We start from the raw sequence: 12,526 nt of genomic DNA on the forward strand, positions 1-12,526 counted from the left end.
GGCCGGTCGACAGACGGGTCATCGCGGCGTTTCCTCGCCGTCGAGCAAGGGCAGCTGGAGCGTCAGCGCCGACTCGGACCTGACCAGCCGTACCGGGTCGCCGTTGTAGTGCTCACCCATCTCCGGCAGTGCCGCCAGCAGCGCGACCAGGGTGTCATGGATCCGTTGGGGCCCGGGCAGGTCGAGGCAGGCGCAGCGGGTCCGGGGCAGCTCGAGCAGCCGCAGGGTGGGGGGAATCGGCAGGCTGCCCGCCGACTCGCCATCCACCAGCACCCCCAGGTCGAGCCGCGGCAGGCCGCTCGGCGGGCCGGGGTCGTGGAGCAGCAGGAGGGCGGCGGCGCGCTCGCTGGCACCCGGCAGCGGCAACGGGTAGCCATCGAGCCGCTCCAGCCAGCGGCGAGGCGGGGGGAGCGTCTCGCTGGTGGCGTACTCCCGTGCTACCACCGCCGCGCAGGGAGGCAGCGTCTCGACCTCCGGGCGGGGGGCGCTGCCGGCGCGGGCGGCGGCCTCGACCAGGGCCTCGCGCCCCGTCAGGCGATGGTGACGCGGGCTGTGGCGAAAGCGGCGCAGGAAGGCGCGGCTGAAGGCCGAGTGATTGGTGTAGCCGCATCGCCCGGCCACCGTGCGGATGCCGAGTGGTGTGTGGATCAGCAACCGGGATGCCTTCTCCAGGCGCAATGCCTCGCGGTAGGCGCTTGGCGACATGCCGAAGTGCTGGCGAAAGCGCCGCCTGACCTGGGAGGTCGAGTAGCCCAGGCGCTCGGCCAGCGTGTCGATGGTCTCCTGGCTCTCCAGGGTGTCCTGCAGCCAGATCTCTGCTCGCACAATCTCGTTGAACATGCTCTGGCCCCGTTCCTTGCGGATGATCCCATCCGGGCAGCGCCCGGCCCTCTCGTCGGCGCGGCGGTCCTGGGTGCCGCCGGACCCTGGGGGGTAGTGGTCGCGTCGTGTGCCTGATGTCTTTATGCGTGTTAACCAGTTGCAAAGGCAAGTTTGGAATATTAGTTTGCTCGCTGTTGCACAGTTTTGCGTCGACACGGCGCGCCCGACGGGGAAATACGTAATCCTGGCATCATCCTGTAGGGGGCCAGGGCCCTTAGCGACGGGTAGCGATCGGGGTATAATCGCCGCTTTGTCGGCGGGCTTCTCCCGCCTCCTCCTCCCAGCATCGAGATGGACCCGAATGAAACACCACACCCAACGCAACGGCATGGATGAGCGCGAGAAGCTGCGTCAATTCCGGGAGCTCGATGATGCCTTCGCCGAGGCGCTGCGCGAGCTGGAGCCTTCGCCGGCCGCGGAGAGCGATGCCGAGACGGACGCACCCCCCACCCAGGCGGCGCAGCCCGCTGGCGAGGATTTCCAGCGGCGCCTGGAGGCACTGATGGCGCAGTACGAGCTCTCCGCCGAGCGGGTGCAAGAGCTGGTGGAGACGCTGCGGCGCTTCGACCGGATCGCCTAGTCGGTCTCGAGCTCCAGCGCGGCGATGCGCTCGAGCGCCTGGTCGCGATGGCTGCCGCACAGGTCGGGGTCGAAGGTGAAGCGGCGACACACCTCGGGACGCCGCGGATCGCCGAACAGTCGACACAGGTTGTCGTCGTCCAGCTGGACACAGCGCTCCCCGGCGGGCTTACCGTCGGGCATGCCGGGAATCGGCGAGGAGATCGAGGGGGCGATGCAGCAGGCGCCACAGCCTGGACGGCAGGCTTCCTGGAAACGACCCATCAGCCGCCTCCCGGGCCGTCGAAGGGGCGCTCTGCATATGCCAGCGGGTCCACCGCCCCGTTGGCGGCGAAGGCCGCCAGGCGCTCCCGGCAGCTGCCGCAGCGCCCGCAGGCAAGCCGCCCGCCCCGGTAGCAGGTCCAGGTGTCGGCGTAGTCGAGCCCCATGGCCAGGCCGTCGGCGAGGATCTCCGCCTTGCTGGCGCGCAGGTAGGGCGCATGGATCTCGACGGCCTCGAAGTTGGCGATGCCTGCCACGGCGTTCATCGCCTCGACGAACTCGGGGCGGCAGTCCGGGTAGAGCACGTGGTCGCCGCCATGGGCGCCGTAGTCGACCCGCCCGGCGCCGATGTTCACCGCCTTGGCGATGGAAAGCGCAAGCAGGATCATGTTGCGGTTGGGTACCACGGTGTCCTGCAGGTTGTCCTCGGCGTAGTCGGCGTCGGGCAGTGCGCGGCCGGCGTCGGTCAACGCGGAATTGTCGATCAGGCCGTGGATGGCGGTGATGTCGATCACCTGGTGCGACACGCCGAGGCCGCGGCAGACCCGGCGCGCGACCTCCAGTTCGCGGGCATGGCGCTGGCCGTAGTCGAAGGAGAGGGCATGGACGTCGAGGCCCTCGCGCAGGGCTCGGTGCAGCACCGTATAGGAGTCCATGCCGCCGGAGTAGATCACCACGGTGGCGCGGCCGGCCGCCTTGGGGGAAGGAGAAGAAGTCATGGGGTCGCTCTGGTCGGAGAATTTGTCGCGCCGCAGCGCGGCGTTCCGGGGTCCGGTCCGGAAGGGGAGGCATTCTACTGGACCCGCAGGGTGAGGCAAACGGCAGAGGCCTGTTGCCAGCGCCATTCGCCATGGCCCTATGGCGTGCTGGTTGCTGCTATAATATGCGCCCCTCATTTCCAGCGCTTTGGTGGCGCCATCGTCCTGACAACGGTGATCTCTCATGCAAGCTCCCGAACTGCTCTCCCCGGCGGGGACGTTCAAGAACATGCGCTACGCCTTCGCCTACGGGGCGGATGCCGTCTATGCCGGCCAGCCGCGCTACTCGCTGCGCGTGCGCAACAACGACTTCAAGCTCGAGAACCTCCACAAGGGCATCGCCTACGCCCACGAGCGCGGCAAGCAGTTCTACGTGGCCTCCAACATCGCGCCGCACAACAGCAAGCTCAGGACCTACCTGCGCGACATGGAGCCGGTGATCGAGGCCGGCCCCGATGCGCTGATCATGTCCGATCCCGGGCTGATCATGATGATCCGCGAGCGCTGGCCGGAGCAGCCGATCCACCTCTCGGTGCAGTCCAACGTCGTCAACTGGGCGGCGGCGCGCTTCTGGCAGCAGCAGGGCATCAGCCGCATCATCCTGTCGCGCGAGCTGTCGCTCGAGGAGATCGCCGAGATCCGCGCCGAGTGCCCGGACCTGGAGATCGAGACCTTCGTCCATGGCGCGCTGTGCATCGCCTACTCCGGGCGCTGCCTGCTCTCCGGCTACTTCAACCACCGCGATCCCAACCAGGGCACCTGCACCAACGCCTGCCGCTGGCAGTACAACACCGTGGCCGCGGCCCATGACGAGACCGGCGACCTGGTGCCGGCCAACTCCGCCGCGGCCCATGCGGCGAGCGGCGTCTGGACCCCAGGGCAAGGGGGTGGCCTGATCGCCTCCGGGGGCGGCAGCACCCGCCACAGCACCGCCACCGCGGGCGGCGTCGAGGGCCAGGACGAGCTCTCGGCGCTGATCGAGGATGCCACCCGTCCCGGCGAGCTGATGCCGATCTTCGAGGACGAGCACGGCACCTACATCATGAACTCCAAGGACCTGCGTGCCGTCCAGCACGTGCCGCGCCTGACCGAGATGGGCGTCACCTCGCTCAAGATCGAGGGGCGCACCAAGTCCCACTACTACGTGGCACGCACCGCCCAGGTCTATCGCCGGGCCATCGATGACGCCGTGGCCGGCCGCCCCTTCGACATGCGCCTGATGGACGAGCTCGACAACCTGGCCAACCGTGGCTATACGGAGGGGTTCTACCGCCGCCACGTTCATGACGAGTATCAGAACTACGAACGCGGCAACTCGGTGGGGGTGCACCAGCAGTTCGTCGGCGAGGTGATCGGCTACGATCCCGACCGCGGGGTGCTGGAGGTCGACGTCAAGAACCGCTTCGAGGTGGGGGACTCCATGGAGCTGATGCTGCCCGGCGGCAATCGTCGCTTCAGCCTCGAGCATATCGAGAACCGGCGCGGCGAGTCCGTGGGTGCCGCTCCGGGCTCCGGCCATGTGGTGCGTATCCCGGTGCCCGGCGAGGCGATCGCCCCCGAGCGCATCGAGTTCGCCCTGCTGATGCGCGACCTCGGCTGAGCCTGTCGCCGGGAGCCGACAGCGTTTCCATGCCGCCTGCATCTTTGACCGCTATGCTGGGGGCATCACCCCATGGAAACGGAGGTTCCCATGAGCAAGCGACTCGATCTTCGCACGACCCTGGCCCTCTCCGGCCTGGCCCTGCTGCTGGCCACGGGGCCGGCACTGGCGCAGCCCCCGGAGCACGCCGGCCAGGGCAAGGGGCAGGCGCAGCGCCAGCTGCCGCCGGGCCAGCAGAAGCAGGAGGGACGCGAGTCCCGCGAGCGCTATCAGGAGGAGCGTCGCGACCGCGAGTCCTGGCGTGAGCGCCGTGACGATGGCTATCGTGACCGCGAACGTCGCGACGTCGATGACCGTCGTGACTTCGGGGAACGTCGCGATTATCGCGATCGTGACAGGCCCATCATCGACGAGCGCGACCTGCGCCGGCTCTTCAGCGAGCGCCGCGACTGGGTCCGCGAGGAGGAACGCGCCGGGCTGCCGCCAGGCATCCGCATGAACCTGGAGCGCGGCAAGCCGCTGCCCCCGGGGATCGCAAAGCGTTTCGACGACCGCGTGCTGCGCGACCTGCCGCACTACGACGGCTACGAGTGGCGCCGGGTCGGCCCCGATGCCATCCTGGTCGACGCCGCCAACGAGATCATCTATCGGGTGATCCGCGACGTCCTCTACTAGGCCCGCACGCCTCGGCCGTCAGCCCTGACCATGACGAGCCCGCCCCCGATCGGGGGCGGGCTCGCTGCGTCGCTGGCGTGGTGGGGAGGGGGGCGCTGGAAAGGATCAGCCCTTGCGCAGCGAGGTGTTGAGGTGGTCGACCACCTCGGCCCAGTCGGCGTCCTCGTCGATCGCCTCGCGCAGGAACTCCGCCTGGCCCTCGTTCCAGCAGGGGGCGTCGGGCAGGGCGATCTCATCGGGGATCGGGGCGTGGCGGTCGATGAAGCGCTTGATGGCCTCGGGGTCGGAGGCGAGTCCCAGCTGTTCGAAGAGCTCGCTGAAGGGGTGGTCGGGATGTTCCATGGTGGCGCTCCTTGCGTGAGGTGAGGCGGCGCACGTGGCAGCCGCGGAGGATGCCCCTACCACCATAGCCATTCGTCGCGGCCTCTGCTTGATGGACGTCAACGCTCTGGCGTGCTCCCGTGGGTAGGCGTGCCCCCTCAGAGCCGTTCGCCCACCAGTGGGGTCAGGAAGCGGCGCCGACGCTCCGCATCGGGAAGCGGCTGGGCGAGCAGGTGCACCAGCTTGGTGAAGGCCGCCTCAGGGGTCATGGCGTCCCCGGATAGTACCCCGGCGGTGGCGAGCCCCTGACCGGCGGCGTAGTCGCCGGGCGTGATCGGGCCGTGGGGGCACTGGCTGATCGCCGCTAGCAGCTTGCCCTCGCCGCTGGCGCGTGCCAGCACCCCCAGCAGGTCGGGGTCGTCCGGCAGGTTGCCACCGCCCCACACCTCCAGCAGGGCGCCCTCGAGGGCGGGGTCGGTGAGCCAGGTGTCCAGCTGGCGTGCGCTGATCCCCGGCCACAGGGCGATACGCGCCACCCCACCGTCGTCGAGGCCGGCGTAGTCGGCAAGCTCGAAGCGGGGTGCCCCGCGCTGCTGGCGCTCCAGCCCCCGGCCGGGGTAGAGCACCGAGTCGTCACCCACGCGCTCGCCGAGGAGCGGGTAGTTGGGACTCGTGAAGGCGTCGGCGTCCCGGCTGTGCCACTTGCGGGCGCGCACGCCACGCAGCAGCCGGCCGCCGAAGGCGATGGCGACCTCCTGGAGCGCCGGGTTGGCGGCGAAGCGCAGCGCCAGGGTGACGTTGTCGGCGGCGTCGCTGCCCGGTGCCTCCAGCGGCTGCATGGCGCCGGTCAGCACCACCGGGCGGTCGATGCCCTGCAGCTGGTAGGCGAGGCTGGCGGCACTCCAGGCCAGGGTGTCGGTGCCGTGAAGCACCACGAACCCGGCGTGGTCGCGGTGGCGTGCGGCGATCATCCCGGCCAGGCGCGACCAGTCGCTCGGGGTGGCGGCGCTGGAGTCGATGGGGGTGTCGACGGCGAGCACCTCATGGCGGGGCAGCAGGGCGCCTCGTCCCGGCGGCAGGGCGTCGAGGGCGCGGGCCAGGCGCGGTGCGATATCGCCGCCCGGGGCGAGGCCCCGCTCGCTCTCCACCATGCCGAGGGTTCCCCCGGTGTAGATCACCAGCAGCGGGCGGTCGTCGGCGACGGCAGAAGAGGGCATGGCGGGCTCCGGGCGGGTGAGGAGGGGCCCATGATACCCCGCGCCGCGCCGGGCACAACCGCGGTCAGGGCGCCAGGCGCACGCGTACTCCCTCCGCGACGCGGGGGCCGGGGTGGACGATCACCCGGTCGCCGGCCGCGAGGCCCTCGAGCACCTGGGTGACCAGGCCGCTGCGTCGGCCCGTCGTCACCACCACCCGGCGCGCCCGTGCCTCCTCCACTCGGAACACCGACCACTCGCCCTCGGCCCGGAACAGGGCGCTGGTGGGCAGCTGCAGCACCTCCTCTCGCTGCCAGATCAGGAACTCGGCATCGACCCGGAAGCCGCTCCCGAGGCCCAGGGCCTGGGGGTCGACTCCCTCGGCGAAGTCGACGATCACCGGGACGCGCTGCTCGTCGACGCCCAGCGCCGAGACCCGCGTGAAACCGGCGGGCTCGATTCGCCGCACCACGCCTTCCACCGCCTCGCCGCCGCCCCAGCCGGTGAGGCGCACCGCCATGCCCGGGGCCAGGCGCACGGCGTCCATGGAGAGCAGGTCGACCTGCACCTCCAGGGTGTTGAGATTGCCGAGCTCCAGGATCGGCTCGCCGGCGGCGACGCTGCCCTCGCAGCAGCGGTAGCGGCGCAGCACGGTGCCGTCGATGGGGGCGCGCACGGCAAGGGTCGGTGTGGTCGCCTCGTCGCGGGTGCCGCTGGCCACCGCCAGCATCGCCCGGGCGCTCTCGACCTCGAAGCGCGCGGCCTCCACGGCGGAGGCGGCGGCCTGCTCGAGGGCGCGCTGGCGATCGCGCTGGCTCTGGCGCTGCTCCAGGTCGGCGGCGGAGACCAGGTTGCGCTGGCGCAGCTGGCGATAGCGCTCGTACTCGGCCTCGGCGAAGCGCCGCTCGGCGCGGGTCGTCTCCAGGTTGGCCTCGGCACCGCGCAGGCGCGCCTCGGCGGCATGCAGGGCATCCTCGGCCTGCCGGCGCGAGCGCGGGTCCAGCGCCGGGGCGGGACTCGGTTCCAGGCGGAACAGCGTCTGTCCCTGCTCGACCGCATCGCCCACCTCCAGGCCGACCCGCTGCAGGTAGCCGGCGATGGGCACCGAGACGTTCCAGGTGTGGCGCAGCCGGGTCCGGCCCTCCTCGACCACCGAGTCGACGAAGGGCGCCACCTCGACCCGGGCGACGTCCACCGTCACCGGCGCCGGTCGCAGGGCCCAGGCCAGCAGGAGCAGCAGCACGAGGCCGGCCAGGCCCCAGGCCAGCCGGCGTCGCCAGGGGGAGGGTGTGGTCATCGTTCGACTCCTTTCAGGGAGGCCACCAGGTCGAGCCGACCCAGGCGGCGGATCACCATGAGCGCCACCAGCAGGGAGGCGGCCAGCACGCCGGCGGCGGCGAAGCCGAAGGCGTGGGGCGTGAGCACCAGCGGGAGGCGGTAGAGGTCGCTGCTGAAGGCCCGGTTGAGCAGGTGGCTGAAGGCGATGCCGATGGCCCAGCCCGGCGGCAGCGCCAGCAGGGTCAGCAGGACGATCTCGCCGAGCAGGATGCGTGCCACCTCGGCGCGGCCGTAGCCCAGCACCCGCAGGGTGGCGAGCTCCCGGGCGCGTTCGGCGAAGGCGATGCGCGCGTTGTTGTAGACCACGCCAAAGGCGATGGAGGAGGCGATGGCCAGGAAGATCAGGGCGAAGGCCAGCAGCGTCTCGTCCAGGTAGTCGCGGATGCCCTGTTCGGCCTCGTCCAGCAGGCCGATGGCGGCTACCCCCGGCCGTTTCCAGAGGGCGTCGAGCAGCGCCTGGCGGCGGGCGTCGTCCACCAGCAGCCAGGCACCGTTGATGGCATCGCCCTCGGCGAGCAGGGCGTTGAGGTCGCGCCGCGCCAGGTAGGCGCCTACCCCCAGGGGCTCGTCCACCAGCGCGGAGAGGGTCAGCGCCAGGCGCTGGCGTTTGCCTTCCATCACCTGCACCTCCAGGGTGTCGCCCACCCGGGCATCTAACGACTCGGCCAGCCAGCGGGTCACCATCAGGCCCGCCTCGGGGAGTCGCCGCGGCTCGCCGCCGGCGTCGAGCACCTGGCGCAGCCGCGGGGGCGAGGCCATGCCGAGCAGGCCGACGCGCTCCTCCCGGTGGCCATGCTGCAGGGTCACCGCCACCCGGCGCCAGCCCTCCACCGCCAGCACCCCGGGCAGGTGGGCAAGCTCGCCCTCGGCCCGGCGCGGGGTGGGCTCGCGGAAAGTCAGTTCCATGTCCATGCGCAGCACCTGGCGATACTGTCGGTCGATCATCGTCTCCACGGCGTCCAGCTGGTAGGCGCCGATCATCAGCAGCCCGGCGGAGAGGGCGATCCCCGCCACCGAGAGCCCCGCCTTGGCGGGGTGGCGGCCGAGGTGGCGCAGCACGATGCGCCCCTCGTGGCCCAGCAGGCCCGTCGGCAGGGTGCGCTCGAGCCAGCTACGGCGGAAGCGTTGCGGCGCCGGCGGACGCATGGCCTCGGCCGGGGGGCGCGCGGCCTCCCGCCATACCGTGCGCCAGGCGCCGAGCCCCGCCGCTGCGGCGACCACCGCCAGTGACAGGGCCAGCGCCCAGGCGGGGACGCGGAAGGGCATCTCGGGGAAGCGGAAGTAGGCGCGGTAGAGCTCGGCCAGGGCGCTGGCCGCCCAGGCGCCCAGCGCCACCCCCAGGGCCCAGCCCAGCAGCACGATGGCCCCGGCGAGCAGGGCGAAGTGGCGGGCCAGCTCGGTGTCGCGATAGCCGAAGGCCTTGAGCACGGCGACCTGGACGCGCTGGGTCTGGATCAGGCGGCCCATCACCACGTGCAGCAGGAAGGCGGAGACCGACAGGAAGATGGCCGGCACCACGATGGCCTGGAGGCGCTGCTGGCGCAGCTCCTCCTCGATGAAGCGGTGGGAGGGCTGCTCGTCGCGGCCCCAGGCGCCGGTGCCGCCGTAGCGGGCGAGGGCCAGGTCCAGGGCGTCGATCACGTCCTCCCTGGAGGCGCCGGCCTGGAGGGTCAGGGCCAGGTGGTTGAAGGCCCCCTCCATGCCGAAGGCGCTGGCCAGGGCGCGCCGGTTCATCCATAGCACCGCGTAGCGGCGGTAGTCGGGCATCAGGTCGGTGGGGGCCACCTGGTAGAGGAACTCCGGGCTCAGCGCGATGCCGGCCACCCTCAGGGTGGCCCGGCGGCCGTCGAGGATCGCCTCGAGGCGGTCGCCCGGCATCAGGCCATGGGCCTCGGCGAAGGCGTCCGAGATCACCGCCTGGTCGTCGCGGCCGGCCTCGGGCAGGCCGCCCGCCACCAGGTGGAGGCGGTTGAGCAGGGGCTGGCGGCCATCCGGGAGCGACAGCGCCAGGCCGCGGATGGGGTCACGAAAGCCGGGCAGCGAGAGGCGCATGGGCGCTCGCACGCCGGGCTCCAGCAGGTTGACCCCCTCGATCTCTGCCAGGCGCTCGGCCAGGCCCAGGGGCGCGCGCTTGACCTCGGCGAACACCTCGGCGAAGTGGTGGCTGGCGTAGAAGCGCTCGCGGGCGCCGGAGAGCGCCTCCAGGCTGGTCACCGCGAGGATCAGCGTCATCACCCCGCCGGCGATCACCAAGGCGATCGCCAGCACCTGTCCCTTGAGGCGCCAGAGGTCACGCGCAAGCTTGCGGTCGAGGGTCCTCATGGCGGCCTCACCAGCGCAGCTCGCCGACCGGGCGGCGACGTGGATTGGCGTGGACCCGATCGACCCGGCCGTCGCGCAGGCGCACCACCCGGTCGGCCATCTCGCCGATCACCTCGTTGTGGGTGATGATCGCCACCGCGGTCCCGGTCTCGCGGTTGATGCGCTCGAGCACTTCGAGCACCCGGATGCCGGTGCGGAAGTCCAGCGCCCCGGTGGGCTCGTCGCAGAGCAGCAGCTCGGGCTGCTTGGCCACGGCGCGGGCGATGGCGACGCGCTGCTGCTCGCCACCGGAGAGCTGGGAGGGGAAGTGGTCGAGGCGCCCCTCGAGTCCCACCAGGGCCAGGGCCGTCTCCGGCGCCATGGGGTCCCGGGCGATCTCGGTGACGATGGCCACGTTCTCGCGGGCGGTGAGGCTCGAGATCAGGTTGTAGAACTGGAACACGAAGCCGACGTGGTGGCGACGGTAGCGGGTCAGCTCCCGGGGCCCGGCACGGGTCAGGTCCCGCTCGCTGCCCTGGCGGTCGACATGGCGCACCGCGCCGCCGCTGGCGCTGTCGAGCCCGCCGAGGATATTGAGCAGGGTGGACTTTCCCGAGCCCGAGGCGCCCAGCAGCACCAGCAGCTCGCCCTGGTAGAGGGTCAGGTCGACGCCACGCAGGGCCTGGATGGTCACCTCGCCCAGGCGATAGTGGCGCGTCAGCCCGCGCGCCTCCAGGGCGATCTCCTTGGCGTGTTCCATCCGCGTGCTCCCGGCCTGTCTGACCCCAGTCTAGCGGCAGATGGTCCGGTCGACCTTGATCGCGGGCAGCCGGCTAGCGGGTGAATACCCGGCCGTCGGCGTCGCTCTCCAGGCGGCGGTTGCGGCCGGCGAACATCGCGAAGGAGGCGGAGAGGGCGCAGATGGTCACCAGCACGCCGGTGATCGCCGCCAGTCCCAGGCCCAGTTGCAGCATCACGCCCACCCCCAGCGGCCCCATGGCGGCCAGGGTGTAGCCGCCGCCCTGGGCCAGGCCCGAGAGCTTGCCGGCCAGGCGCGAGTTGCCGGTGCGCAGCACGATCAGGGTCAGCGCCAGGCTGAAGCTGCCCCCCTGGCCCATGCCGAGCAGCACCACCCCCAGCCAGCGCAGCGAGGTGGGCGCCTGCAGCAGCAGCCAGAAGCCCGTGGCGGCCAGGGTCAGCACGACCAGCAGGGCGGGGCGCTGGTCCCGGCCCAGGCGCGCCAGCCAGGGGGCGGCCAGGGCGGCGGGCAGCTGCACCATCACCGAGGCACCCATCATCCAGCCCGCCTCGGCCTCGCCATAGCCACGCTGCACCAGCAGGGTGGGCAGCCAGCCGAAGACGATATAGGCCAGCGACGACTGCAGCCCCATGAACAGCATCACCTGCCAGGCCAGGGGCTGGCCCAGTATGGCGCCCATGGCACCGCCCCCGCCGGGCAGGGTGGCCTCGTCGCGGCGGGGAGCCAGGGCCACCCAGGCGATCAGGGCGGTCACCGCCAGCGCCGCCCAGCTGGCAAGCCCCAGGGGCCAGCCACCCAGCCACTCGCTGAGCGGGATCGAGAGCCCGGCCCCCAGCGCCCCACCCAGGCAGAGCGCCATGGTGTAGACGCCGGTCATCAGGTCGGCGCCGGCGGGCAACTCACGCTTGACCAGCGCCGGCAGCAGGGTCCCGGCCACCCCGATGGCGGCCCCCACCATCAGGGTGCCCAGGAACAGGCTGGCGACCAGCGGCACCCCGCGCAGCGCAAGGCCGGCGCTGAGCAGCAACAGGCCCGCCGCCAGGGCCCGCTCCGGCCCCAGGCGCCTGGCGAGCCAGGGGGCCAGGGGGGCGAAGAGCCCCAGGCAGAGCACGGGCAGGGTGGTCAGCGCGCCGATGGCCAGCGCCGAGAGGCCGGTCTCCTGCTGGATGCGGGTCAGCAGCGGGGCCAGGGAGGAGAGGGCGGGGCGCAGGTTGAGCCCCACCAGCACCATCAGGCCGATGAAGAGCGCCAGGGAGCCTCGCGAGGAGCGCTCAATCATGGTCACCGCGCCACTCGCGGCCCTGCTTGACGCGGGGGCCGGAGGTGGGGGTGTCGTCGCGATCGGCCACCAGCGGGTGGTCCTCGTTGGCGTTCTCGGGGCGGAAGACCACCGTGCCCGGCGTGTGCGGCGCCTCCTTCTCCACCTGGCGGCGGATGCCGGAGACATCCTCGGCGCTGACCAGGGCCCCGGCACCGCCCAGCGGGTCGGGCTGGGTCACCAGGCGGCCCTGGTAGGTCCAGCAGCGCTGGGGCACCTGGGCGAGCTGCCAGTCGCGGCCCTGCCAGCGCGCCTGGCCATCGGGCAGCAGCTGCAGGTCGTCCACCGGTACCAACGCCGCGAAGAGCCGTGCGTTGAGCACGACCCCGCCCGTTGCCATGGTGACCGGCCCCTCGTAGCGCGATTCGGCCAGCGCCGCCAGCACCGCCTTGCGGCTGGGGCGGGCGGGCAGGGTGGCACGGCCGCAGAGGTGCAGCAGGTCGGTGTCGACCTGCTTGATGGCCCAGACCTCGATGGGCTGCTTGCCGAGCAGTCGTTTCAGCATGATGGCGTGCGTGGTGGTGGAGGAAACAGGCT

The 12,526-nt window shown here is 71.8% G+C and carries 13 protein-coding genes; 3 read left to right on the forward strand and 10 right to left on the reverse strand.

What is annotated here, in order from left to right; all coding sequences use genetic code 11:
• Window positions 1-18: 18 nt before the first annotated feature.
• Window positions 19-840, reverse strand: a complete 822-nt coding sequence (locus BLP95_RS05115) for a helix-turn-helix domain-containing protein (protein ID WP_089677356.1) — start codon at window positions 838-840, stop codon at window positions 19-21.
• A 343-nt stretch (window positions 841-1,183) separates the two neighbouring features.
• Here BLP95_RS05115 and BLP95_RS05120 point away from each other — a divergent pair, with 343 nt between their 5' ends.
• A complete protein-coding gene (locus BLP95_RS05120; protein WP_245678686.1) occupies window positions 1,184-1,462 on the forward strand; it encodes a hypothetical protein in 279 nt (92 codons plus the stop codon).
• Here the strand turns inward: BLP95_RS05120 and BLP95_RS05125 are convergent.
• On the reverse strand, window positions 1,459-1,725 hold the full coding sequence (locus tag BLP95_RS05125) for a YkgJ family cysteine cluster protein (protein ID WP_089677357.1): 267 nt from the start codon (window positions 1,723-1,725) through the stop codon (window positions 1,459-1,461). The two genes, BLP95_RS05120 and BLP95_RS05125, sit on opposite strands and share 4 nt — an antisense overlap.
• Window positions 1,725-2,441, reverse strand: a complete 717-nt coding sequence (gene queC / locus BLP95_RS05130; protein WP_089677358.1) for a 7-cyano-7-deazaguanine synthase QueC — start codon at window positions 2,439-2,441, stop codon at window positions 1,725-1,727. Before queC ends, BLP95_RS05125 begins: the two co-directional genes overlap by 1 nt.
• A gap of 223 nt (window positions 2,442-2,664) precedes the next feature.
• Here queC and trhP point away from each other — a divergent pair, with 223 nt between their 5' ends.
• Window positions 2,665-4,080: a prephenate-dependent tRNA uridine(34) hydroxylase TrhP gene (gene trhP / locus BLP95_RS05135; RefSeq protein WP_089677359.1), complete on the forward strand. Its 1,416-nt coding sequence runs from the start codon at window positions 2,665-2,667 to the stop codon at window positions 4,078-4,080.
• A gap of 90 nt (window positions 4,081-4,170) precedes the next feature.
• A complete protein-coding gene (locus BLP95_RS17075) occupies window positions 4,171-4,755 on the forward strand; it encodes an anti-virulence regulator CigR family protein (RefSeq protein WP_089677360.1) in 585 nt (194 codons plus the stop codon).
• A gap of 105 nt (window positions 4,756-4,860) precedes the next feature.
• Here the strand turns inward: BLP95_RS17075 and BLP95_RS05145 are convergent, their stop codons facing one another.
• The 7 genes from BLP95_RS05145 to BLP95_RS05175 form a co-directional block, all read right to left on the reverse strand.
• Window positions 4,861-5,097, reverse strand: a complete 237-nt coding sequence (locus BLP95_RS05145) for a DUF2789 domain-containing protein (protein ID WP_089677361.1) — start codon at window positions 5,095-5,097, stop codon at window positions 4,861-4,863.
• A gap of 137 nt (window positions 5,098-5,234) precedes the next feature.
• Window positions 5,235-6,293 carry an asparaginase gene (locus tag BLP95_RS05150; RefSeq protein WP_089677362.1) on the reverse strand — a complete coding sequence of 353 codons (1,059 nt, stop codon included), beginning with the start codon at window positions 6,291-6,293 and terminating at the stop codon, window positions 5,235-5,237.
• Between the two features lie 64 nt (window positions 6,294-6,357).
• Window positions 6,358-7,569 (reverse strand): efflux RND transporter periplasmic adaptor subunit, encoded by a 1,212-nt coding sequence (locus BLP95_RS05155; protein WP_089677363.1) that lies wholly within the window; start codon window positions 7,567-7,569, stop codon window positions 6,358-6,360.
• Entirely contained in the window at window positions 7,566-9,932 is a 2,367-nt protein-coding gene (locus tag BLP95_RS05160; RefSeq protein WP_089677364.1) for an ABC transporter permease, read from the reverse strand. Before BLP95_RS05160 ends, BLP95_RS05155 begins: the two co-directional genes overlap by 4 nt.
• A gap of 7 nt (window positions 9,933-9,939) precedes the next feature.
• Window positions 9,940-10,671: an ABC transporter ATP-binding protein gene (locus BLP95_RS05165; protein WP_089677365.1), complete on the reverse strand. Its 732-nt coding sequence runs from the start codon at window positions 10,669-10,671 to the stop codon at window positions 9,940-9,942.
• Window positions 10,672-10,744: 73 nt separating this feature from the next.
• Window positions 10,745-11,950, reverse strand: a complete 1,206-nt coding sequence (locus tag BLP95_RS05170; RefSeq protein WP_245678687.1) for an MFS transporter — start codon at window positions 11,948-11,950, stop codon at window positions 10,745-10,747.
• Complete coding sequence (locus BLP95_RS05175) at window positions 11,943-12,494, reverse strand: hypothetical protein (RefSeq protein ID WP_089677366.1); 552 nt, start codon at window positions 12,492-12,494, stop codon at window positions 11,943-11,945. The genes BLP95_RS05170 and BLP95_RS05175 overlap by 8 nt, the downstream gene beginning before the upstream one ends.
• Window positions 12,495-12,526 lie beyond the last annotated feature (32 nt).

It is taken from the genome of Halomonas shengliensis, from assembly GCF_900104135.1.
Classification (GTDB): domain Bacteria; phylum Pseudomonadota; class Gammaproteobacteria; order Pseudomonadales; family Halomonadaceae; genus Halomonas; species Halomonas shengliensis.